Genomic DNA, 23,094 nt, shown 5'->3' with positions numbered 1-23,094 from the left:
ACCCTCCAAAAAAATGCTTAAAAATAATAACAAAAATAGATTAACATACATAGAATGTAAATAAAATAGTTATTTTGGGAGGAGTTTAAATGTCAAAGAAGAAACATAAAAGCAAGAGTAATTCAAGAGAAGATGCAAAAGCTTTATTTAACAATAATTTAGCAAATAATCCTTTTGGGATAGATCCAAATCAATTAATGAGTATGTTAGGAAATGTAGATCAGAATAAATTAAATAACATAATGGCTTCCATGGAAAAAGAGGGAATTGATTTAAGTTCATTTCCTCCTATAAATGAACTTAATAGCGGAAATAGTAATATGAATAATAACAATATAAATAATAATGGAAATAATTGGGCTAATAATATGGGTGGAATGAATAATATGAATCCAATTTCTATTATAAGTCAACTTGCTAGAATGAATAGTGGCAATTGTAATAAAAATAATAATATGAATTCAAAAAAGAAAAATAATTATAATACTGGAGATCCTAATATGGATATGCTTTTAGCTTTAAGAAATTCTGTTTCAGCTGATAGAGTTGAATTTGTTGATAAAATAATAGGTATTTATAAAAAAGGAGATTTAGATTAAATTTTTTGAATAAAATATGTAATTAAAGTTAATAATATAATTGTATCGGAGAATAGATCTCCTACAAGTTATATTAAAATTATTGGATTTTAATATAATACCCCCCATCCCCCTTTTAGGCCGCATTAAGCGGCCTTTTATTTTACTAATAATTATTTTAAATATTATATTAGGAGGCGTTATAATGAAGTTTAATTGGAAATTTTATGGAATTTTAATTTTACTATCTTTAACTATTATAGGGTGTGGAAAAGGAAAAAGTAAGGAAAATAGTGTAGTAAAATTATATTACAATAATAATACAGTAAAATCTATAAATTGTATTGTTGAACTCATAAAAAAATATGAGGAAGAGGAAGGAAAAAAGATTAGTCTTATTCCAGTTAATAGTGAAGAAGAAATAGAAAAGAAAATAGGAGATGATAAAGAAGCTGCATTATTATTATTAGATGGATATTCATTTATAGATTTTAATAATAAAAATTATTTAAGAGATATAAGTTATTTGTTTAAGGAAAAAGAAAATAGAGAGAAATTTGCAAATATAAATAATTTGTATGGTATATATGAGGGAAAATACTATGGTCTTGGCATAACACCATTTAATTTAGAACTTGTTTATAATGAGGAATTATTAAAAAATAGAGGAATAGAAATTGAGGAGAATAATTATATAGAAGCACTAAAGAAATTAAATGAAAAAAATATTAAGATACCTACATACATAAAAAGTGAATATACAAAAGAAGTATTATTTAGTTCATTAGTTGCAAATGATACTATAGCTTATAATTTACATAAGGTTGAGGATGTAAATGTTATTGAAGACAAGATTAAACATATAGAGAATGGTCAAAAAATATTTGATACTTTACATGATTTATATATAAAAAACATAATAAGGGAAGATATGTTTCAAGATGGTGGAGAGGAATTAATTAAAAAATTTAATGAAGAAAAGATACCAGTATTACTTACAACAACATTAGTATCAGATAGTATAACAGATAAAAGAGGTATTGGAACAATTAATAAAATGCCTATAAATAATAAAAGTGTAAATTCAGCAGTAGTAATGGACTGTATTATATGCTCATCATCAGGAAAGTCTAATGTTGATGATTTAGATAATTTTTTTAGGTACATTATTCATAGTGATGTTTTTGAATCATTATCCAAAAAAAATTGTATTACTGGAAATAGAAAAGCAGATAGCAATTTAAAAGGAGTTCAAATTAAAATGGCAAACTCTATAGTTGGAGCAGATGACATAAATATGCCTTACTTTAATGTAATATCTAATGAAAATATTGAAAAGATAAATAAAGAATGTAAAAAAGTATTAAGTGGAAAATATGATGGAAAGGAATGGAGTAGGGTTTTAGGAAAATAAAATATAAAGAAATATAAAAAAATAAAAGCAAATCAATATTAGATTTGCTTTTAATAAAAACTTTTATTGACAATCTTTGCAAAGACCATAAAAATAAGTTTGATTTGATAAAACTTTATAATCTGAATTTTTTTCAACCTCAGAATTTAGGTTATCAAAAGAAAAGTTCATTAAATCATCTACTCTTCCACAATTTATACATTGTATATGTGGATGAGAAACTACATTACCATCATATCTAAAATTTCCTTCACCCACATTTAACTCTTGAACTAAGCCAACCTCAACAAGAGTTTTTAAAGCTTTATAAACAGTGGCTAAACTCATTGTAGGAAAATCCGGCTGAATAGATTTGTATATAACTTCAGCTGACGGATGCTCTTTAGTACTCATAAGATATTTATAAACAGCAAGTCTTTGAGGTGTTAATTTAAGTTTTTTTTCTTTGAAAACAGAAGAAATATTATTCATATTCTACCCTCCTTAACTTGGAATAATAATATTATAACTTTTAAAAAAAACTAAGTCAATAATTATTAATAAATTATTATACTTTGTAGATAATAGATATTAGTTATAAAATTAAATTATTTTAAAAGTTTCCCTTGATAAAATAAAAAAACAATGTTAAAATATAAACAAAGTTGTTAATTGATTAACAAATTCCGTGTTCATTTTATTTTGATAGAGTAACCAATGTTATTCTATCTTTTTTTTTATAAAATTTCAAATATATTTAAAATTTTATTTAAAATGGGTTAATTTATAATGACTAAAAAAGCATTTAGTTGAAAGTAATATTTCAAAGTGCTACTATATTACTATTAAACATAATTTGTTAAGGAGGAATTGTAATGTCTAAATATAAGGTTGGAGATGAATTAATAATAGTAAATGATCCTACTGAGGAAAAGGAAAAACTTAAGGAACTAACTACTTTATCTATTGATGAAGAGGATTTTGCACAAATTTCATGGGGAATTAAAGTAATCAATGTTGAATATGATAAGCCTAATGTTACACTTACATATAGAAATATAAATGGGGAAACTAATAGAGTTTTTGCTGTATGTAAGGATATTGCAAATTTTGATAAGCAAAAAGTTCTTGAAAAAGCTTTATTAAAAGCTTTCCAAAATGAAATAATTGATATTTCAGTTGGTAAAAATACAGGTTGTATAAGATAAATATAATATATAGAAAAGTAATCATATAATTTAAATTATATGATTACTTTTTTTACAATTAATCAAAAAAATGTAAAAAACTCTTTATTTTTAATTGTATATATAATATAATCTAACTAAATATTGGTTTCGTTTACAAGGTGGGGGTAATTATGAGAATTTGTCCGTTTTGGTCAGTAGCTAGTAAAAAAGTAGCATGCAACAATGAATGTCCTATGTATAATTTCGAAAATGAAGGAGAAGAATGTATATTTGAAACTTATTTAGATAATGTGGATTTTAATTATAATCATTTAATTTATGATAGCATGCTTGATATTGATGAAGAAAAGTTTGAAAAAATTGAAGCTTAAAAAAGATAAAAAGCAACATTGTCACTAAAATGTCAATGTTGCTTTTTGGTGAATTTTTATAAAAGTTTATTCTGAATAATTTTCTATTGTTGAGTGTAATAAGTTTTGTTTTAGGTTCCAAAGTTTATCAGATAAATCAACATAATATGTATGAGGATTTTCAAATCTTAAAACTTCAGGCCAAAGTTTTTCAGTTTCTAGTAAAGAAAATTCTCTAATATCCATAACGGCAGGAGAATCATATACTAAATTTCCTTTATCGAAAATTTTTACCATTAAATCTTTTGTATAGTAATTTTTAATTTTCTTCTTTTTCCATGTATGTATTGGATGGAATATTGTAAGAGGTAAACTCTCATCTATATTTTCATCATGAAGCATTATTAAATCAGCAATAGCTTTATGGGTAGTTTTATCAAAAATTCTAACTGTTTTCTTAAAACCTGGATTAGTTATTTTTTCATTATTTTCACTAATTTTAATTTTAGGAATTATTTCTCCATTTTCTTCAACGGCAACTAATTTATAAACTCCTCCAAAAACAGGTTCAGATTTTGCAGTTATAAGTCTTTCTCCAACTCCAAAAGAATCTATACAAGCACCTTGATCTAATACATCTCTAATAATATGTTCATCAAGAGAATTAGAAACAACAATTTTGCAATCTTCATATCCTGCTTCATCAAGAATTTGTCTGCATTTTTTAGTTAAATAAGTTATGTCTCCTGAATCTATTCTTATACCAACAGGTCTTTTTCCTTGAGGTTTTAAAATTTCATCAAATACTTTTATTGCATTTGGAAGACCTGATTTTAAAACGTTATAAGTATCTATAAGAAGTAGGCAATTGTCAGGATAAACTTCTGCCCAAGTTTTAAAGGCTGTAAATTCATTATCAAATAATTGAATCCAGCTATGAGCCATTGTACCAACTGCTGGAATATCAAAACGTTGATCAGCTATTGTACATGCTGTTGAGTGGCATCCACCAATTATAGAAGCTCTTGCACCGTATATAGCACCATCATATCCTTGAGCACGTCTTGAACCGAACTCCATAACTGTTCTACCTTCAGCTGCTCTACATATTCTATTTGCTTTTGTAGCTATAAGAGTTTGATGATTTACAGTTAGGAGAATCATTGTTTCTATAAATTGAGCTTGAATAACAGGTCCTCTAACAGTAACTAGAGGCTGATTTGGAAATACAGGATTTCCTTCAGGAATTGCCCAAACATCACATGAAAATTTGAAATTTTCAAGGTATTCTAAAAAATCTTCTGAGAATATATTTTTAGATTTTAAATATTCTATATCATCTTTTGTAAACTTTAGGGAACTTAAATACTCAGTTATTTGCTTAACACCAGCCATTATACAGTATCCACCATTGTCTGGTATTTTCCTGAAATACATATCAAAGTAGGCAATTTTATTTTGAAGATTTTTTTCAAAATAACCATTTCCCATAGTTAATTCATAGAAATCTACTAACATCGTTAGATTTCTATTATCTTTAACGTTAAAAGTTTTAGTATTATTCATAAGTTAACTCCTCTAAAAAAGTATTTAAAACTATTGTACAACTTAAAGAGAATTATTACAATATAGTTATTCCCCATAAAACGTGGCAATAATCAATAGTAAAGGAGGGAATTTTAGTGAATTTAGATTTATTTCAACAGGATGCAGTTAATGCAAAAGAAAGAAATGTACTAGTTGTTGCAGCACCAGGTTCTGGCAAAACTACAGTTATAATAAATAGAATAAATTATCTTGTGAATAAACTAAAAATATACAATAAAAATATTATAGTTATAACATTTACTAAATCTGCAGCTTTAAATATGAAGGACAGATATATTAAGAGCTTTAACCTTGAAAGAGCTCCTTTTTTTGGAACATTTCATGGATTATTTTATAAAATGTTAATTAGAGAAAATTATAAAATAGAAATAATTGAATCTTATAAGACACATAAATTAATAGAAGGAGTATTAAAAAAATACTTTGATGATATAAATGAGGATAAAATTAAAGAGGTTATAAATAATATTTCTTTATTCAAAAATTCTAGATCTAATTTAAATGAGTTTAAACCGTCACTAACAAAAGAAATTTTTCAAGAGTGCTATGAAGCTTATAGTAGTTATAAAAAGAAAAATAATCTTTGGGATTTTGATGACTTAGCATTAAAGGTATTAGAACTTTTAAAGGAAAATAAAGAACTTAGAAATGGGTATAGAGAACTTTTTAAATATATATTAGTAGATGAATTTCAAGACTGCGATGAACTTCAGATAGAATTTTTAAAAATGATGAATGAAGGGGATAAAAACTCACTTTTTGCAGTAGGAGATGAGGACCAATGTATATATTCATTTAGAGGTTCAAAACCAGAGTATATGGTAATCTTTAATAATATATTTAAAGGTGGAAAAAAGTATTATTTATCAAAGAATTATAGAAGTTCGAAAAACATAATAGATGGTGCTAAGAAGGTAATAGAATACAATAAAGAAAGAAATAAAAAAGAAATAATAGCAAATAAAGAAGATGATGGAATAATAAAAATTTCTTTTCCATATGATGAAAAAATTCAAGGGGAAGAAATAGTCGATAGAATAAAGGCTTTAATTAAAGATAATAAATATACTTATAAAGATAATATTATTTTGTATAGAACCAATATAGAGGCTATGAATTTTATAGATGTTTTTACTAGAAAAAAGATTCCTTTTACATTATTAGATAAGGAATATAACTTCTTTGAACATTTTATATGTAAAGATATATTAACTTATTTAAAATTGTCATTAGACCCTTTTGATAAAGAAGCTTTTTTAAAGATTATAAATAAGCCTTTTAGATACGTAAGTAAAAGTAATTTAGCTTATGTTAGAAATTTCAATGAGTATAAAGATCCTTTTGAAATATTAATGGAAAAGAAAGATACTCCTCCTTTTCAAATAAAAAAATTAGATGATCTTAGAAAAGATATACAATATTTATCTAAATTATCTTTAAGCAGTGCAATACAATTTATAATAAGTGACTTAGGATATTTAGATTATTTAAAAACCTACTGTGAAAAATTCAATCAAAGTTTAGATGATTTAGAAGAGATACTAGAAGAATTTAAAATATCTGCAAGTGGATTTAAAACTATAATAGAATTTTTCACTCATATTGAAAACATTAAAGAAGAGATTGAAATGTCAAAAAATAAAATTGATGAAGATAGGGTGTTATTAAGTACTATTCATAGAGTAAAAGGAATGGAATTTAAAAATGTATTTCTTGTAAATTGTAATGAAGATACTATTCCTCATATATCAGCTGGAGATGAAAATATAGAAGAGGAGAGAAGATTATTTTATGTTGGAATAACAAGGGCTATAGATAATCTTTATATAACAGCACCTAAAACAAAGGGTGGAAAGTTTAAAGAAGCTTCCAGGTTTATTAAAGAAACTGAATTTAAAAATGAAGAGGAAGAATCTCATGATTTAAAAAAAGGCACAGTTGTATATCATAATGGAAGAAAAGAAGAAGGAATAGTTGATTATTGCAAAGGAGATAGGATTAATATATTATTTAAAGATGGAATAATTAGAAGTTTTTCAATAAAGATTCTTTTAGAGAGAAATCTTCTTATGATAATAGAGTAAAAAATGGTATACTTATATATGGTATAAATTAATGCGGAAATATAGTTTATTACGTGATAGATATAATTATATAGTTATTGGAGGGATAAGATGATTAATTTTAAAGATGAAGCAAATAAACTTAAGAAAGATTTAATAGATATAAGAAGAGATATTCATATGCACCCAGAAGTAGGTTTTGAAGAGTTTAGAACATCTACTTTAATAAAAGAGTTTTTAAAAAGAGAAGGCATAGAATATAGAGAAGTTGCTGGAACTGGTGTATGTGCTTTAATTAAAGGAACAAAGGAAGGAACAAGTAATAAAACTATTGCTTTAAGAGCTGATATGGATGCTCTTCCAATTCAAGATAAAAAAGTATGTGAATATAGTTCAAAGGTTCCAGGAAAGATGCATGCTTGTGGTCATGATGCTCACACAACAATTCTTTTAGGTGCATCTAGAATATTAAATGCAAACAAACATTTATTTAGTGGAAATGTAAAATTGTTATTTGAACCAGCAGAGGAAACAACTGGTGGAGCAAGATTAATGATAGAAGAAGGAGTTCTTGAAAATCCAAAAGTTGATAGAGTAATTGGACTTCATGTATCAGAAGATACTGAATGTGGCACAATTAAAATTAAGAAGGGCGTTGTAAATGCAGCTTCTAATCCTTATACAATAAGGGTAAAAGGTAGTGGTGGACATGGTGCAGCACCAAATACAACAATAGACCCTATCGTTATTGGAGCTAATATGGTTTCAACTCTACAAACAATAGTAAGTAGAGAAATCTCACCTGTAAACCCATCAGTTGTAACTGTTGGAAGTTTTCATGCTGGAACTGCTCAAAATATAATTCCAGAAGAAGCGGAAATTTCAGGAATAATAAGAACTATGACACCAGATGATAGAAAGTATGCTTGCAAAAGACTTTGTGAAATAGCAGAAGGAATTGCAACTACTTCAAGGGGAAGTGCAGAAGTAACTATTGAAGAAAGTTATCCATGTCTTATAAATAATGATGAGTGTGTGGATTTACTTAAAGAATCTGCTATAAAAATACTTGGAAGAGAAAATGTATTAGAACAAAAAGCACCAAGTATGGGAGTTGAAAGTTTTGCATACTTTGCAATGGAAAGAGATGCTGCCTTTTACTTCTTAGGAACTTCAAATGCAGCTAAAGGAACAGGAAAAGCTGCACACAGTAGTTTATTTGATATAGATGAAGATGCAATACCATTAGGAGTTGCAATTCAATGTCAAGCAGCTTTTGATTATTTGACAATGGAGTAAATAAATATTAACCTATAAAAATGTAGAAAAAGATTCACGAAAGAAGTTTGAGTATTAGGAGTGATTATAGAGTGAAAATAGAAATAGGAGCTAATGAGGCAGGGCAAAGGCTAGATAAATTTCTAAGAAAATTATTAAAAGATGTCCCGCTAAGTGCTATATTTAAAGCCCTTAGAAAAGGGGATATTAGAGTAAATGGTAAAAAGCAAAAAGAAAAATATACATTAGAAATAAATGATGAAGTTGAAATAAGATATATACAAAGTCAAAAAATGACTGAAAAGAAGGAGAATTTTATAAAGGTTGATCCAAGATCATTAAAAGTTGCCTATGAAGATGAAAATCTATTAGTTGTTGAAAAATGGCCAGGGATTTTAGTGCATCCAGATAGTAATAAAAAAATACCTTCACTTACTGATTTTGTATTATCATACTTAAATGGAAAAGGTGACTATCTTCCAGAAAAGGAAATCACCTTTACTCCAGCACCATGTAATAGACTTGATAGAAATACTTCAGGAGTAGTTATTTTTGGAAAAAACTTTGAAGGATTAAGAGAACTTAATGAAATAATTAGAGAAGGTAAAGTTAAAAAATATTATAATACATTGGTTAAAGGAAAAATCAAAGATGGACTTTATAAAGGTTACATATTAAAAAATGAAGAAAATAATGTATCAAAAGTTTATGATAAGAAGGTTAAAGACTCAAAAGAAATTTCTATGGAAGTTAAAACTATACAAACAGATGGTGCTTTTTCATTTTTAGAAATTGATTTAATAACAGGAAGAAGCCACCAAATAAGAGCCCATTTATCTCATTTAGGTAATCCTATTATAGGTGATGAGAAATATGGTGATAGACAATTAAATTCATATTTTGTAAATAAATACGGTTTAGAATTTCAATATTTATATGCATATAAATTAAATTTTAAAAACATAGATGGAAAACTTGCTTATTTAAAAAACAAAGTTATAACAGTAACGTTACCACCTATATTTAAAAAGATTAAGAAAGATATATTTAAAATCAGATTATAGGATAGGGGATTAAAAATGAGGGAAGAGTCATCATCTACTAGAGGGTTTATGATACTATCTTTTGCTGGTATATTTGCAAAGGTCCTATCAGCCTTTTATGTTCCTTTATTAAATAGAATTATTGGTGTAGAAGGCGTAGGAATGTATGCTAGAAGCTATGATATCTTCATGTTTGTTTATGCAATAACAAGTATGGGATGTCAACCAGCAGTAGCAAAGGTTGTAGCTGAACTTAAGGCTCTAGGAAATGAAAGAGATACTATTAAAGCTTTAAAAATTTCAAGAAAAGTTTATGGATTAATTGGGGGATCATTAACTATAATACTTTTACTTTTTGCTTACCCAATTGCTAAAATAGGTGAAATACAAAATTCTACTTTTGCAATAATGTTTTTAGCACCAAGCATACTATTAACTGCTATATTATCTGCTTATAGAGGTTATTTCCAAGGTAAGAATGAAATGTCTGGAATAGCAATATCACAAATATTAGAACAATTACTAAATGTTTTTGTTAGTTTGTTATTTGCTTTTCTTCTTTATCATATAAGCCCCCCAATGGGTGCAGCAGGAGGTACAATAGGTACTTCTGTTGGAGCTGTATTTGCAATATTTTATCTTGTGTACATATATGATAAGAGAAAATTTGAAGAAGAAGCTTTGAATTCTTCAAAAACAGGTAGAAGAATTACTTCAAAGGCAATACTTAGAAAATTAGTTAGATATGCCTTTCCAATAACATTAAGTGCAGGGATACAAAATTTTGGCGGTATGGTTGATATGATGAATGTTAGCCGTAGATTAATACATGCAGGTTTTACAAATTCTCAATCAGAGATATTTTATGGACTTTTAAATAATTATAAAGTATTAATAGGAGTACCTCTTATTATTGTAACTGCTCTTACTACTATAGTATTACCAGCGGTATCAAAGGCATCAGCTTTAAAAGATAGAAAATCAATAAGAAGAAGTGCTAACTTTGCATTTAGAATTACATTTGCAATAACTATACCATCAGCTGTTGGACTTACAGTTTTAAATAAAGATATATATACACTACTTTATCAAAGTGATAGGGGAGCTTATATTATGGAATATGGAGCTTTTATATTGGTCCTTACTGCAATTGCACAACTTCAAAGTGTAATACTTCAAGGAATAAGTCAGTTTTATCCAATGATTATATCATTTTCAATAGGAATTTTTCTTAAAATTGTTGCAAACTTTATTTTGGTTGGAATTCCATCAATAAATATACTAGGGGTTTTAATAGGTAACTTCCTATGTTATTTTGTGCCTATATTAATAAATCATAGAATTCTAACAAGAAGTATAAGATATAAGGTTCCTATGTTAAAAAATTGTGTTAAGCCAATTTTAGCTTCAATATGCATGGCTATTGTAATATTTATTTTAAAACAACCTATAAATGTTTTAGGTGGCTTCCTTGGAAGTTCTAGAATAGTTATGTATTTGTATACAGTTATATACACATTAGTTTTAGTTGCTATAGGTGGATTTGTATATTTATATATAATGATACTATTAGGTGGAATAAGAAAGTTAGATATAGAATCTATATCACCAAGAGTATATACTATGCTTCCAAAATTTATGAGAAGAAAATTAATGTAAAAAATATTAAAAGATGTAGGGATTTTTCCCTGCATCTTTTTTAATATTCTCCAAATTTAGAGTAATAAATAAAAATAAGAAAAGTAATTAATATAACAAATAATGTTTCGAATGTATTAAGTGGGTATAAAAATCTTTTTATAAATATGTTTAAAATTAAAAAGGTTAATATAGATAAAAGTATAAATATTACAACATTAGTTAATGAAATGTCTATTCTAATTTCTTTTTTTACTTCGTGTAAATTTAAAAGTATAGAAAATGATGAAGTTATAAATAATGTTATACTATATCCATAAATATTTATATTTGGAATTGAAGTAAAAATAAATAAACAGATTACTTCTATTAATGCAATTATAAATGAATTTCTAACTATAATTCCTTGTTTATTTAAACCGTTTAAAACGCCAAACATTATTGATGAAGTAAAAAATATTGGTGCTGCTAAAGAAGCCATAAAAATAAAGCTACCTAAGTCATTTCTGCTATAAAATAAATTACCCAATTCATAAGGGATTAATGAACAAATAACTGTTGTTGATAATCCTAGCAAAAAGGAAATTTTCATAACTTTTTTTATTCTTACGGAAGCTTCATAACTATCTCCTCTACTTAATGACTGAGAGAGGTCAGGTATTAAAAGAGAATTTATAGAATTAACAACTATTAAAGGAATACCAATTAAAGTTACAGCCATTCCAGTATATTTACCAATTAAAGATAGAGCTTCTACATAAGAAAATCCAGCAACTAAAAGTCTTCTTGGAACAATTAATGTAGATAAAGTAGCAAAAATATTACTTAAAAATCCATTAATACATAATGGAAGGGAAATAATTAAAACATTAAAAAGAAGCTGGGCTCTTCCATCTGCTTTAACATTAGATTTAGGTAATTTTTTAATACATTTTCTATAATAAATAAATAATAGTACTAAGCTTTGAAATTCTCCAATGGCAAGAGAAACATAAGCTAAGGTTACAAGGGTAGTTAAATTATTTGTGCTAAAAGCATACACCAAAATAGTTATTGTAATTATTCTCATACCTTTTTCAAATATGTCTATAAGTGCTGGAACTTTAATTTTTGAAACACCTAAAAAATATCCTTTTAAAATATTACTAAGAGAAATAAATACCATAGCAGGACAGGTGACTTTTATTGCATTAATTGTTCTAATATCATTTATTCCGTACTTACTAATTAAAGGTGCAAGGAAGAAGACTAAAACACCTATTAAAAGAGCCCATATAATATTAAAAAGAGCAACTGAATTTATTGTTTTAGTTAAATTGTTAGTTTCATTACGTTCAGAGTAAACGGCAGATACCTTTGAAAGTGCAGCAACAATTCCAGCTGTCATTAAACATATAAATAGATTGTAAATTGGCATAATTATGTTATAAAGTCCTATTCCTTCAGCTCCTAAAATTTTTGACAAGTATATAGAAAAGGCAAAGCCTAGTAAACCTGTAGTTATATTTGAAGCTGTAAGCATAAATGAATTTTTAAAAAAGTTATCTTTCTCCAAAATAAAGTCTCACCCCTTTAAACAACAATAAATAATATTTAATTTAAGCCTAAGATAAAAAGGTTATTTCACTTTATATAAAAGTAAAAAAATGGTAATATAGAAATATATTATGTTAAAAGGGTGGGATTTATGAAAAAAACCTTAGTTTTAAATTTAGAAAATATAAAAATTAAAGGAAATATTTTAGATGTTGTATGTGAAGATTTAGAAGTTATTCATAATCTTTCAGAAGATATACAAGAAGAGATGGCAATTGATAATTTTGAAAATAGAGATATAAAAACATTAGAAAAAAATAAGTATGATGTTTGTACATTTTTCTTTAATCTTAATTCCTTTTGGAATATAAATAAAAAAGAAAACTTAATAAATGAAATGTCAGATTATATAAAAGAAAGTGGAGAAGTTTATATATGGGATATAAATAAAAATATAGGTGAATTAATTGATGTTAAACTTAAATGTATATTACCTAATAAAGAAATAAAAGAATATAAAATAAAAAATAATAATATTTTTTCATCATCTAATTTTGAAGAAACAAAAAAAATCCTTGAAAAAACCTTTAAAATAGAAGAAACTAAAGTTTGGGAAGATATTTATTTCATAAAAGGAATAAAAAAATAACTTAGAGAGGAAGAATTTTATGAAGATATTACTTACAGCTATAAATTCAAAATTTATTCATAGTAATTTGGCTGTTAGATATTTAAAAGCATTTACTAAAGATATGCCTTTTGAATGTAAAATAAGAGAATTTTCAATTAACGATAGAGAAGAGAGGATTCTAGAAGAAATAATAAAGGAAAAGCCAGATGTAGTTGCATTTTCAACTTATATATGGAATGTTGAAATGGTTGAAAGAATTTCTAATCTTATAAAAAAAGTAGATTCAAAAATAGAAATTTTATATGGTGGCCCAGAAGTATCTTATGATAGTATTGTTTGTTTAAAGGAAACTGTTGGAGATTATGTAATAGAAGGAGAAGGAGAAAAAACCTTTAGAGAATTTGTAGAGTTTAAGCTAGGAGAAAGAGAATTAGATAACATAAGAGGATTAGTATATAAAAAGGATGGAGAAGTTAAATTTAATGGAAGTAGACCTCTTATGAATATGGATGATTTAGTATTTCCTTATGAAGAGGGAGAAAACTTAGATAATAAAATAGTGTATTATGAAGCATCAAGAGGATGCCCTTTTAATTGTAAATATTGTTTATCATCAACTATACATGGAGTTAGATTTCATAAAATTGAAAGAGTAATTAATGAACTTAAGTATTTTATTGATAGAAAAGTAAAATTAGTTAAGTTTGTAGATAGAACTTTTAATTGCAATCATAAGTTTGCAATGGCAATATGGAAATTTTTAATAGAAAGTGATACAGACACACAATTTCATTTTGAAATATCAGCAGATATTTTAAAAAATGAAGAAATAGAGCTTTTAAGAAATTCACCAGAGGGAAGATTTCAATTTGAAGTTGGAGTACAAACAACTAATGATGAAGTTCTTTCAAATATAAATAGATTTGTTAATTTCAGTGACATTAAAGAAAAGGTAGAGGAATTACTATCTATAAGAAATATAAAGCAACATTTAGATTTAATTGCAGGACTTCCAGGAGAGGATTATGAATCTTTTAAGAATTCTTTTAATGATGTTCATTTGATTAGACCAGAAGAAATACAATTAGGTTTCTTAAAATTATTAAAAGGATCTTCTATGAGAGAAGAAAGTGAAAAATATGGAATGAAGTATTCACCATATCCACCTTATGAAATATTAAGTACAAATAAGATAAGTTATTTGGAATTAATAGATTTAAAGAAAGTTGAACATATGGTAGATAAGTATTATAATAGTCAAAAGTTTAATAATATACTTAAATTTTTCTATCCTAAATTTGAAAAACCTTTTGAATTTTTCCATGAATTATCAATTTTTTATGATAAGAAGGGATACTTTGATAGAAGTATAGGTAATAATGAATATTATAAAATTTTCTTAGATTTTAATAAAGAGATTTTAAATGGAGATAATAATATTCTAAGAGAAATAATAAGATATGATTATTTATTACATAATAAAAGAAGAGGAATTCCAGAATATATAAAAAGTGATATTTCAAAAGAAGAAGAGAAGGAAATAAAAGAAAATTTAAGAGAAGAATATTCTTTTAAAGAATACACAATAGAAAAATTTAATATTGATATTATTAAATTTATAGAAAAAAATGATATTGAAATGAAAGATATTTATGTACTTTTAAATAACGACAAAAAAATTATTTTTTTAGAAAGTAAGTAAACAAACAATTGCAAAATAATATATATATTTACTTTTAATTAAATAAGTTTACATTCTGTTAATTGAATTATTGACAAAAATAAAGAATTTTATTGAAATTATCTATAAAAAGTGTATAATTAGAGTTGTAGACAAAAAAGTAATTAATACTATATTAAGTATTAATTTATATATTATTATACATTTAAGTGCAAAAGGTGGTGAGATTTTGGCATTAGAAGCAATTAAAGAAATAAAAAAAGCAGAATCTAAAGCAGATGAAATGATTAAATCTGCTAATGTTGAAGCAAAAGATATACTTCAAAAAGCTAACATAGAAGCTACTGATAATTATAATAAGGTTTTAGTAGAAGCTAAGAATAAGTGCAATAGTATAATAAATGATGCTATTGAATCTGGAAATAAAGAAGCGGAACCTATTTTACAAAAGGGAAAGCAAGATGCAGAAGCTATCTATAATATTGAAGATAACAAAAAAAATAATGCTGTAAAATTAGTGATTGAGAGGATTGTGAAGATTCATGGCAATAGTTAAGATGAATAAATTCACTTTGCTTTCTTTTGAATCAAAAAAAGATGAACTTTTAGAAACCTTACAAGAATTCTCAGAAGTAGAATTTATAAATCTTCAAAACGAAGATTTTCTTGAAGATCATGAAGATCTTAAGGATTTAGTAAAAGATACTGTTGATTCAGAGTATGCAAAATGTGAAGAAGACTTATCTAAAGTAAGATTTGCTTTAGAGTTTTTAAAAGACTATGTACCTCAAAAATCCGGTTTGAAAGCAATGCGTGAAGGAAAGAAAACTTTAACTTTAGAAGAACTTAAAGAACAAGTAGATAAAAGTGCTTGGGAAGAGCTTTATGCTAAAGTTAAAGAAAAAGAAGTTCACCTTGCGAATTTAGATAATGAAAAAACTAAGTTAGAGGGAGATATAAATGCTCTTAAACCATGGGAAGGTCTAGATGTAGCTTTTAAAGATCTAGAAAATATTAAAACACCACATTTCTTAGGTTCTGTTGCAAAGCAATATGAAGAAAACTTAGTTGAAGGCTTATCTAATTGCTATTTAGAAATAATAGCAAGAAGTAACCAAGATATATTCTTTTTAGCTTTATGTAATAAAGAGGATAAAGAAGAGGTTGAAGAGGTTTTAAGAGGAATAGGATTTAGTTCATTTAAAATTGAACATACTGAAACTCCAATTAAAATTATCCATAATAATATGGATAGAATAGAAAAGATTGAAAGTGAAAAATTCTTTATTAAAGAAGAATTAGGAGCTTTAGAAGAAGAAGTTAAGTATTTAGAACTTGCTTATGAGTATTACTATAATATTTATACAAGAAAAATCGTAAAAAATAACTTCTTAAAAACAGATAAAGTATCTTTAATACAAGGTTGGACTCCAGTATCAGAAAATAAAAAATTTACAGAAATTGTTCAAAGTATACTAGGAGAAGATTATTATCTTAAATTTGATGAAGTACAAGAAGAAGAGATAGATGATGTTCCAATTAAGTTAAAAAATAATGATTTAAATTCTACATTTGAAAATATTACAGAAATGTATAGTTTACCAAAATATAATGAAATTGACCCTACCCCACTTTTGGCCCCATTTTTCTTAATATTCTTTGGAATGATGGTTGCAGATTCAGGGTATGGATTACTTGTTTTAATTGGATCAGTATTAGCACTTAAATTTCTTAATTTGGATGATAAGCAAAAAGGATTTGCTAAATTCTTTATGTATTTAAGTATACCTACTATAATATTTGGAATAATATATGGTTCATTCTTTGGTGATTTTATTAATTTAGATAAAGTTAGATTAATAGATCCAAGTAAGGATGTAAATACTATACTAGTTTTATCAGTTATATTTGGTGTTATTCAAATATTCTTTGGACTAGGAATTAAAGCTTATGTCTTAATAAGAGATGGCAAACCACTAGATGCATTTTTTGATGTAGGATCATGGGTTATAACATTAGTTTCAGTTGCATTATTTGCTTTAGGTGGAACAATAGGAACAATCGGTAAGTATTGCATGATATTTGGAATGGTGTTAATTGTATTAACCCAAGGCAGACATATGAAATCAACTGGAGCAAAGCTTGGTCAAGGATTATATGCTTTATACGGTATAACCGGATATGTAGGAGATTTAGTTTCTTATACAAGACTTATGGCTTTAGGACTTGCAGGTGGTTCAATTGCAGGAGCACTTAACCTTATAATAAGAATGTTCCCAGGAGTTTCTTTAATAATATTTGGACCAGTAGTGTTTATACTTGCACATATATTTAACCTAGGATTATCATTACTAGGTGCATATGTTCATACATGTAGATTAGAATATGTTGAATATTTTTCTAAGTTTTACGAAGGTGGGGGAAGAGCATTCCAACCATTTAAGACTTTAGATAAATTTATAAAAATAAAAAAAGTAAATTAATTGAAAGAAATAGGAGGATTTCATCATGGAAATGAGTTGGATTAAGTTTTTCTTAGAAAACAATGGAGGATTTATATTTGGAGCATTAGGAATAGCTCTAGCAGTAGGAATGTCAGGTATTGGATCAGCTAAGGGAGTTGGTCTTGTAGGTCAATCAGCAGCAGGATTAATGACAGAAGAACCAGAAAAGTTTGGTAAAGCATTAGTTCTTCAATTATTACCAGGTACACAAGGTTTATATGGATTTGTTATAGGTTTCTTAGTATTAAATAAATTAAGTGCACAAACTACTTTTGCACAAGGTTTATATTTATTCTTTGCTTGTTTACCAATTGCAATAGCAGGATTATGGTCAGGTATATCACAAGGTAAGACAGCAGCAGCTGGTATTCAAATATTAGCAAAAAAACCAGAACAAACAACTAAGGGTATAATCTTTGCAGCAATGGTTGAAACTTACGCATTATTAGGATTCGTTATGTCATTCTTATTAGTAAATAGCTTATTTTAATTAAGATTGGGGAAGTGAAGTTATGTCAAACATAAGTAATCTTACTTCTAAAATCATAAGTGATGCGGAAGAAAGAAAGGAAAGCATAATTAAGGCTGCAAATGAAGAAAAAGCTAAAATAATTGCAAAAAAACAATCTATTGCTGAGTTAGAAAAATCAGCAATGATTGAAAAAGCAGAAGTTGAAGCTAAAACAAGACATGAAAGAATAGTTTCAAGTGCAGAATTAAAAGCAAGAAATGAAAAACTTGCAGCTAAGCAGGTTGTAATAGATTCAGTTTTTGAGAAGAGCGTAGATGAATTATGTTCAATGTCAGATGAAGAAATGAAAAATTTCATGAAAAATGTGATAGTTAACTCAGATATAACTGGAGATGAAAATATTATTTTAAATGAAAAAGGTAAATCAATACTTGATAAAAAATTACTTGAAGAAATAAATAGTGAATTAAAATCAAATGGTAAAATTGGTGAACTTACTATAAGTAGTGAGGTAAGAAATTTTAAAGGTGGATTTATCTTAGAAAAGGATGGCATAGAAATAAATAATACTTTTGAAGACTTAGTTAACTCATTAAGAGATGATTTAGAATTCGAAGTAGCTAAAGTTTTATTTAATTAAGGAGGACAATAAATGAATTCAATGGAATTTACTCAAGTTATACCAAGACTTAGGGTATTAGAAACAAGACTCCTTGATAAATCTAAAATCGATAGAATGATAGATGGAGATTCTGCAAAAGAAGCACTAAAGGTGCTTCAAGAATCTGAGTATGCCAATGTGATGACAGGCGTTAAAAGGCCAGAAGATTATGAAATGGTGCTTGCAAGAGAACTTAAGAGAATATATGAACTTATGTATGATGCATCACCATCAAAGGCATTAATAGATATAATGAGCATTAAGTATGATTACCATAATATAAAGGTTATTTTAAAGGGAATGTTTCTCAAAAAAGATTTTGGAAATATGTTAATCCCAGTAGGAAAACAAGATCCATCACTATTAAAACATAACATTGAAAATAATAACCTTAGAGATTTACCTAAAGCAATGCAAAAAGGTATTGAAAAAGCTAAGGAAGATTTTGAAGTGAATAAAGATCCTCAAAAAATTGATATTATTTTAGATAATGCTATGTTTGAAGAAATGAAGGAAATAGCTAAGAAGTTAGATGATAGATTTGTTGATAAATATGTTAGAGTATTAATTGATTCTACAAACATAAAAACTTTATTAAGGGTTAAAAAGCAAAGGAAAGATAGGGATTTCTTAGTTGAAGTTTTAATAAAAGGTGGAGCGATAGATGAAGATATTTTAATTTCATTATTAAATGATGCTCCAGAAAATATATCTAATAAATTGTCTTTCACTGATTATGGAGAGATGATAAGGTTTGGAATTGAAAGTTATATTAAAACTGGATCAGCAAGTCTTTTAGAAAAGCTAATTGATAACTATATTATGGATATGATGAAGGAAGCAAAGTTTATTCCTTTTGGAGTTGAACCAGTATTGGCCTATATCTATGCAAAAGAAACAGAAATAAAAGTCATAAGAATTATAATGGTTGGTAAACTCAATAATATATCAGGGGAAGTAATTAGAGAAAGGCTGCGTGATATTTATGTATAAGAAGATCGGTGTAGTTGGAGATAAGGATTCCGTTTTAGCATTTAAAGCTTTAGGGATAGATGTGTTTCCGGTGGTAGAAGCTGATGAGGCTAGAAAAACTATAGATAAATTAGCAATGCAAGATTACGCAGTTATATTTGTTACTGAACAAGTAGCACAAGAAGTAGAAGAAACTATTGAAAGATACAATAGAGTAACACTTCCAGCTGTAATATTAATTCCAAGTAATCAAGGATCATTAAATATAGGAATGCAAAGAATAAGCGATAATGTTGAGAAAGCTGTTGGCGTTAATATCTTATAGGAAGGTAGGTTTTGTAAGGTGAAGACCGGGAAAATAATTAAAGTTTCAGGACCTTTAGTTGTTGCTGAAGGTATGGATGAAGCTAATATATATGACGTATGTAAAGTTGGAGAAAAAGGTCTTATCGGCGAAATCATCGAGATGAGAGGCGATAAGGCATCAATACAAGTATATGAAGAAACTTCAGGAATAGGACCTGGAGACCCAGTTGTAACAACTGGAGAACCACTAAGTGTTGAACTTGGACCAGGACTTATTGAAGCAATGTTTGATGGAATACAAAGACCACTTGATGCTTTTATGAAAGCAGCAGGATCAGATTTCCTAACAAAAGGAGTTTCTGTTAAATCATTAGATAGAGAAAAGATTTGGGAATTTGTTCCTACAGTTGAAGTTGGAGAAGAAGTTGCTGCTGGAGATGTTATTGGAACAGTTCAAGAAACACCAGTAGTACTTCATAAGATAATGGTACCTTTTGGAGTTGAAGGTAAAGTTAAAGATATTAAATCAGGAGAATTTAATATAGAAGAAGTAGTTTGTGTTATAGAAACTAAAGATGGAGATAAAGAAGTTACTATGATGCAAAAATGGCCAGTAAGAAAAGGAAGACCTTATGCAAATAAGTTAAATCCAGTTGCGCCATTAACTACAGGACAAAGAGTTATAGATACTTTCTTCCCAGTTGTTAAAGGAGGAGCTGCTGCAGTTCCAGGACCATTTGGAGCTGGTAAAACAGTTGTTCAACACCAAATAGCTAAATGGGGAGATGCTGAAATAGTTGTTTATGTTGGTTGTGGAGAACGTGGAAATGAAATGACAGACGTTTTAAATGAGTTCCCAGAACTTAAAGACCCAAAAACTGGTGAAAGCTTAATGAAAAGAACAGTTCTTATAGCAAATACTTCAAATATGCCAGTTGCAGCTAGAGAAGCATCAATTTATACTGGTATAACTATAGCTGAGTATTTTAGAGATATGGGATATTCAGTAGCTATTATGGCCGATTCTACATCAAGGTGGGCAGAAGCTTTAAGAGAAATGTCAGGTAGACTTGAAGAAATGCCTGGTGATGAAGGTTATCCAGCATACTTAGGATCAAGACTTGCAGATTATTATGAAAGAGCTGGTAAGGTTGTTTGTCTTGGTAAAGATGGAAGAGAAGGGGCAGTTACAGCAATAGGTGCAGTATCACCTCCAGGAGGAGATATTTCAGAGCCAGTTACTCAATCAACTTTAAGAATAGTTAAAGTTTTCTGGGGACTAGATGCTCAACTTGCATATCAAAGACACTTCCCATCAATAAACTGGTTAAATTCTTATTCATTATATGCAGATAGAATTGGCAAATGGATGGATGAAGAAGTTGCACCAGATTGGTCAAGTTTAAGAGTAGAGGCTATGGCGTTATTACAAGAAGAAGCTAACTTACAAGAAATAGTTAGACTTGTTGGTATAGATGCTCTTTCAGAAGAAGATAGATTAAAACTTGAAATTGCTAAGTCAATAAGAGAAGACTATCTTCAACAAAATGCTTTCCATGAAGTAGATACATATGCTTCATTAAATAAGCAACACAAAATGTTAAAACTTATACTTCAATTTAAACACGAAGCAGATAGAGCTTTAGAAAATGGAGTATATTTAGATAAGATTTTAGGTATGAGTGAAATAAGAGATAGAATAGCTAGAGCTAAGTATATCCATGAAGACGAGTTATCAAAAATTGATAAAATCGGAACTGATTTAACATCTGAGATGAATAAATTAATCAGCGAAGGAGGGGTTCTAGATGCTTAAAGAATATAGAACAGTTACAGAAGTTGTAGGACCTTTAATGGCTGTTGAAGGCGTTGAAGGTGTTAAATATGATGAATTAGTTGAAATAGAATTACAAAATGGAGAAAAAAGAAGAGGTAAAGTACTAGAAGTTAACGGTTCAAAAGCTATGGTACAAATCTTTGAAGGTTCTTCAGGAATAAACTTAAAAGGAACTAAAGCAAAATTTTTAGGAAGACCACTTGAACTTGGTGTTTCAGAAGATATGCTTGGAAGAGTCTTTGATGGTATGGGAAAACCAATAGATAATGGTCCAAAGATAATACCAGAACAAAGACTTGATATAAATGGTGAAGCAATAAATCCAGTTGCTAGAGATTTCCCATCAGAATTCATTCAAACAGGAATATCAGCAATAGATGGACTTAACACTCTAGTTAGAGGTCAAAAGCTTCCAGTTTTCTCAGGATCAGGACTTCCACATGCAGAACTTGCTGCACAAATAGCAAGACAAGCAAAAGTTTTAAATTCTGATTCAAAGTTCGCAGTTGTATTTGCGGCTATTGGTATTACATTCGAAGAAGCTCAATTCTTCGTTGATGAATTTAAAGAAACAGGAGCAATAGATAGATCAGTTCTATTTATGAATTTAGCTTCAGACCCTGCTATAGAAAGAATAGCTACTCCAAGAATGGCATTAACTACTGCTGAATATTTAGCATATGAAAAAGGAATGCACGTTCTTGTTATTATGACAGATATAACAAATTATGCAGAAGCACTAAGAGAAGTTTCAGCTGCAAGAAAAGAAGTTCCAGGTAGAAGAGGATATCCAGGATATTTATATACTGACCTTTCAACATTATATGAAAGAGCAGGAAGACTTAGAGGAAAAGAAGGTTCAATTACTCAAATTCCAATACTTACAATGCCTGAAGATGATAAGACACATCCAATTCCAGATTTAACTGGATATATAACAGAAGGACAAATAATTCTTTCAAGAGAACTTTACAAAAAAGGAATTATGCCTCCAATAGATGTTTTACCATCACTTTCAAGACTTAAAGATAAAGGTATAGGTAAAGGAAAAACTAGAGAAGACCATGCAGATACAATGAACCAATTATTCTCAGCATATGCTCAAGGTAAACAAGCAAAAGAATTATCAGCAATCTTAGGAGAATCAGCTCTTTCAGAAACTGATAAGGCATTTGCTAAATTTGCAGAAGCTTTTGAAAATGAATATGTTTCACAAGGCTTTACTACAAATAGAACAATAATTGAAACTTTAGATTTAGGTTGGAAGTTATTAAAATTACTTCCAAGAACTGAACTTAAGAGAATTAGAGACGAATACCTTGAAAAATATATGCCAAGAGAGGAAGAATAGGC

The 23,094-nt window shown here is 27.7% G+C and carries 21 protein-coding genes; 18 read left to right on the top strand and 3 right to left on the bottom strand.

The features are described from left to right. Positions 1 to 89: 89 nt before the first annotated feature. The gene (locus J2Z53_RS02785; RefSeq protein WP_209795695.1) at positions 90 to 599 is read left to right on the top strand and encodes a hypothetical protein; all 510 of its coding nucleotides are present in this window, start codon (positions 90 to 92) and stop codon (positions 597 to 599) included. 184 nt (positions 600 to 783) lie between these two features. Continuing rightward, positions 784 to 1,992, top strand: a complete 1,209-nt coding sequence (locus J2Z53_RS02780; protein WP_209795694.1) for a hypothetical protein — start codon at positions 784 to 786, stop codon at positions 1,990 to 1,992. A gap of 63 nt (positions 1,993 to 2,055) precedes the next feature. Here J2Z53_RS02780 and J2Z53_RS02775 read toward each other — a convergent pair whose 3' ends face one another. Then, positions 2,056 to 2,463, bottom strand: coding sequence for a transcriptional regulator PerR (locus J2Z53_RS02775; protein WP_209795693.1), 408 nt, complete (start codon positions 2,461 to 2,463; stop codon positions 2,056 to 2,058). 383 nt (positions 2,464 to 2,846) lie between these two features. Between J2Z53_RS02775 and J2Z53_RS02770 the strand changes: the two genes are divergently transcribed. After that, positions 2,847 to 3,179: a hypothetical protein gene (locus tag J2Z53_RS02770; RefSeq protein WP_209795692.1), complete on the top strand. Its 333-nt coding sequence runs from the start codon at positions 2,847 to 2,849 to the stop codon at positions 3,177 to 3,179. Between the two features lie 152 nt (positions 3,180 to 3,331). Continuing rightward, positions 3,332 to 3,532: a hypothetical protein gene (locus J2Z53_RS02765; RefSeq protein ID WP_209795691.1), complete on the top strand. Its 201-nt coding sequence runs from the start codon at positions 3,332 to 3,334 to the stop codon at positions 3,530 to 3,532. Between the two features lie 66 nt (positions 3,533 to 3,598). Here J2Z53_RS02765 and J2Z53_RS02760 read toward each other — a convergent pair whose 3' ends face one another. Further along, complete coding sequence (locus tag J2Z53_RS02760; protein WP_209795690.1) at positions 3,599 to 5,077, bottom strand: nicotinate phosphoribosyltransferase; 1,479 nt, start codon at positions 5,075 to 5,077, stop codon at positions 3,599 to 3,601. A gap of 110 nt (positions 5,078 to 5,187) precedes the next feature. Here J2Z53_RS02760 and J2Z53_RS02755 point away from each other — a divergent pair, with 110 nt between their 5' ends. From J2Z53_RS02755 to J2Z53_RS02740, 4 genes are all read left to right on the top strand, one after another. After that, positions 5,188 to 7,203 (top strand): ATP-dependent helicase, encoded by a 2,016-nt coding sequence (locus J2Z53_RS02755; RefSeq protein ID WP_209795828.1) that lies wholly within the window; start codon positions 5,188 to 5,190, stop codon positions 7,201 to 7,203. A gap of 90 nt (positions 7,204 to 7,293) precedes the next feature. Further along, positions 7,294 to 8,481, top strand: coding sequence for a M20 metallopeptidase family protein (locus J2Z53_RS02750; RefSeq protein ID WP_209795689.1), 1,188 nt, complete (start codon positions 7,294 to 7,296; stop codon positions 8,479 to 8,481). A 71-nt stretch (positions 8,482 to 8,552) separates the two neighbouring features. Next, entirely contained in the window at positions 8,553 to 9,524 is a 972-nt protein-coding gene (locus tag J2Z53_RS02745; protein ID WP_209795688.1) for an RluA family pseudouridine synthase, read from the top strand. Positions 9,525 to 9,539: 15 nt separating this feature from the next. After that, positions 9,540 to 11,162, top strand: coding sequence for a putative polysaccharide biosynthesis protein (locus tag J2Z53_RS02740; RefSeq protein WP_209795687.1), 1,623 nt, complete (start codon positions 9,540 to 9,542; stop codon positions 11,160 to 11,162). A gap of 40 nt (positions 11,163 to 11,202) precedes the next feature. Here the strand turns inward: J2Z53_RS02740 and spoVB are convergent, their stop codons facing one another. Beyond that, positions 11,203 to 12,696 (bottom strand): stage V sporulation protein B, encoded by a 1,494-nt coding sequence (gene spoVB / locus J2Z53_RS02735; protein ID WP_209795686.1) that lies wholly within the window; start codon positions 12,694 to 12,696, stop codon positions 11,203 to 11,205. A 132-nt stretch (positions 12,697 to 12,828) separates the two neighbouring features. Between spoVB and J2Z53_RS02730 the strand changes: the two genes are divergently transcribed. From J2Z53_RS02730 to J2Z53_RS02685, 10 genes are all read left to right on the top strand, one after another. Continuing rightward, positions 12,829 to 13,326, top strand: coding sequence for a hypothetical protein (locus J2Z53_RS02730; RefSeq protein WP_209795685.1), 498 nt, complete (start codon positions 12,829 to 12,831; stop codon positions 13,324 to 13,326). Between the two features lie 19 nt (positions 13,327 to 13,345). Then, positions 13,346 to 15,010 carry a B12-binding domain-containing radical SAM protein gene (locus J2Z53_RS02725; RefSeq protein WP_209795684.1) on the top strand — a complete coding sequence of 555 codons (1,665 nt, stop codon included), beginning with the start codon at positions 13,346 to 13,348 and terminating at the stop codon, positions 15,008 to 15,010. 208 nt (positions 15,011 to 15,218) lie between these two features. Further along, positions 15,219 to 15,545 carry an ATPase gene (locus tag J2Z53_RS02720; RefSeq protein WP_209795683.1) on the top strand — a complete coding sequence of 109 codons (327 nt, stop codon included), beginning with the start codon at positions 15,219 to 15,221 and terminating at the stop codon, positions 15,543 to 15,545. Next, entirely contained in the window at positions 15,532 to 17,472 is a 1,941-nt protein-coding gene (locus J2Z53_RS02715) for a V-type ATP synthase subunit I (protein ID WP_209795682.1), read from the top strand. Before J2Z53_RS02720 ends, J2Z53_RS02715 begins: the two co-directional genes overlap by 14 nt. Positions 17,473 to 17,497: 25 nt before the next feature. Continuing rightward, positions 17,498 to 17,983, top strand: a complete 486-nt coding sequence (locus J2Z53_RS02710; protein WP_209795681.1) for a V-type ATP synthase subunit K — start codon at positions 17,498 to 17,500, stop codon at positions 17,981 to 17,983. 22 nt (positions 17,984 to 18,005) lie between these two features. After that, on the top strand, positions 18,006 to 18,605 hold the full coding sequence (locus tag J2Z53_RS02705) for a V-type ATP synthase subunit E (RefSeq protein ID WP_209795680.1): 600 nt from the start codon (positions 18,006 to 18,008) through the stop codon (positions 18,603 to 18,605). Positions 18,606 to 18,617: 12 nt separating this feature from the next. Further along, a complete protein-coding gene (locus J2Z53_RS02700) occupies positions 18,618 to 19,619 on the top strand; it encodes a V-type ATP synthase subunit C (RefSeq protein WP_209795679.1) in 1,002 nt (333 codons plus the stop codon). After that, positions 19,612 to 19,923, top strand: coding sequence for a V-type ATP synthase subunit F (locus J2Z53_RS02695; protein ID WP_209795678.1), 312 nt, complete (start codon positions 19,612 to 19,614; stop codon positions 19,921 to 19,923). Before J2Z53_RS02700 ends, J2Z53_RS02695 begins: the two co-directional genes overlap by 8 nt. A gap of 18 nt (positions 19,924 to 19,941) precedes the next feature. Then, entirely contained in the window at positions 19,942 to 21,720 is a 1,779-nt protein-coding gene (locus J2Z53_RS02690) for a V-type ATP synthase subunit A (protein WP_209795677.1), read from the top strand. Next, the gene (locus tag J2Z53_RS02685) at positions 21,713 to 23,092 is read left to right on the top strand and encodes a V-type ATP synthase subunit B (RefSeq protein ID WP_209795676.1); all 1,380 of its coding nucleotides are present in this window, start codon (positions 21,713 to 21,715) and stop codon (positions 23,090 to 23,092) included. The genes J2Z53_RS02690 and J2Z53_RS02685 overlap by 8 nt, the downstream gene beginning before the upstream one ends. Positions 23,093 to 23,094 lie beyond the last annotated feature (2 nt).

It is taken from the genome of Clostridium moniliforme, from assembly GCF_017873235.1.
In the GTDB taxonomy this organism is placed as follows: domain Bacteria; phylum Bacillota; class Clostridia; order Clostridiales; family Clostridiaceae; genus Clostridium; species Clostridium moniliforme.
The sequence above is the reverse complement of the archived record's forward strand: the minus strand, read 5'-3'. Positions and strand labels throughout refer to the sequence as shown.

Excerpts from the sequence above, each read along its gene's own strand:
- J2Z53_RS02695 (WP_209795678.1), top strand. The coding sequence starts at position 19,612 with ATGTATAAGAAGATCGGTGTAGTTGGAGATAAGGATTCCGTTTTAGCA.
- J2Z53_RS02780 (WP_209795694.1), top strand. The coding sequence starts at position 784 with ATGAAGTTTAATTGGAAATTTTATGGAATTTTAATTTTACTATCTTTA.
- J2Z53_RS02700 (WP_209795679.1), top strand. The coding sequence starts at position 18,618 with ATGAATTCAATGGAATTTACTCAAGTTATACCAAGACTTAGGGTATTA.
- J2Z53_RS02730 (WP_209795685.1), top strand. The coding sequence starts at position 12,829 with ATGAAAAAAACCTTAGTTTTAAATTTAGAAAATATAAAAATTAAAGGA.
- J2Z53_RS02775 (WP_209795693.1), bottom strand. The coding sequence starts at position 2,463 with ATGAATAATATTTCTTCTGTTTTCAAAGAAAAAAAACTTAAATTAACA.
- J2Z53_RS02785 (WP_209795695.1), top strand. The coding sequence starts at position 90 with ATGTCAAAGAAGAAACATAAAAGCAAGAGTAATTCAAGAGAAGATGCA.
- J2Z53_RS02685 (WP_209795676.1), top strand. The coding sequence starts at position 21,713 with ATGCTTAAAGAATATAGAACAGTTACAGAAGTTGTAGGACCTTTAATG.
- J2Z53_RS02725 (WP_209795684.1), top strand. The coding sequence starts at position 13,346 with ATGAAGATATTACTTACAGCTATAAATTCAAAATTTATTCATAGTAAT.
- J2Z53_RS02750 (WP_209795689.1), top strand. The coding sequence starts at position 7,294 with ATGATTAATTTTAAAGATGAAGCAAATAAACTTAAGAAAGATTTAATA.
- J2Z53_RS02760 (WP_209795690.1), bottom strand. The coding sequence starts at position 5,077 with ATGAATAATACTAAAACTTTTAACGTTAAAGATAATAGAAATCTAACG.
- J2Z53_RS02740 (WP_209795687.1), top strand. The coding sequence starts at position 9,540 with ATGAGGGAAGAGTCATCATCTACTAGAGGGTTTATGATACTATCTTTT.
- J2Z53_RS02765 (WP_209795691.1), top strand. The coding sequence starts at position 3,332 with ATGAGAATTTGTCCGTTTTGGTCAGTAGCTAGTAAAAAAGTAGCATGC.
- J2Z53_RS02770 (WP_209795692.1), top strand. The coding sequence starts at position 2,847 with ATGTCTAAATATAAGGTTGGAGATGAATTAATAATAGTAAATGATCCT.
- J2Z53_RS02705 (WP_209795680.1), top strand. The coding sequence starts at position 18,006 with ATGTCAAACATAAGTAATCTTACTTCTAAAATCATAAGTGATGCGGAA.
- J2Z53_RS02715 (WP_209795682.1), top strand. The coding sequence starts at position 15,532 with ATGGCAATAGTTAAGATGAATAAATTCACTTTGCTTTCTTTTGAATCA.
- J2Z53_RS02710 (WP_209795681.1), top strand. The coding sequence starts at position 17,498 with ATGGAAATGAGTTGGATTAAGTTTTTCTTAGAAAACAATGGAGGATTT.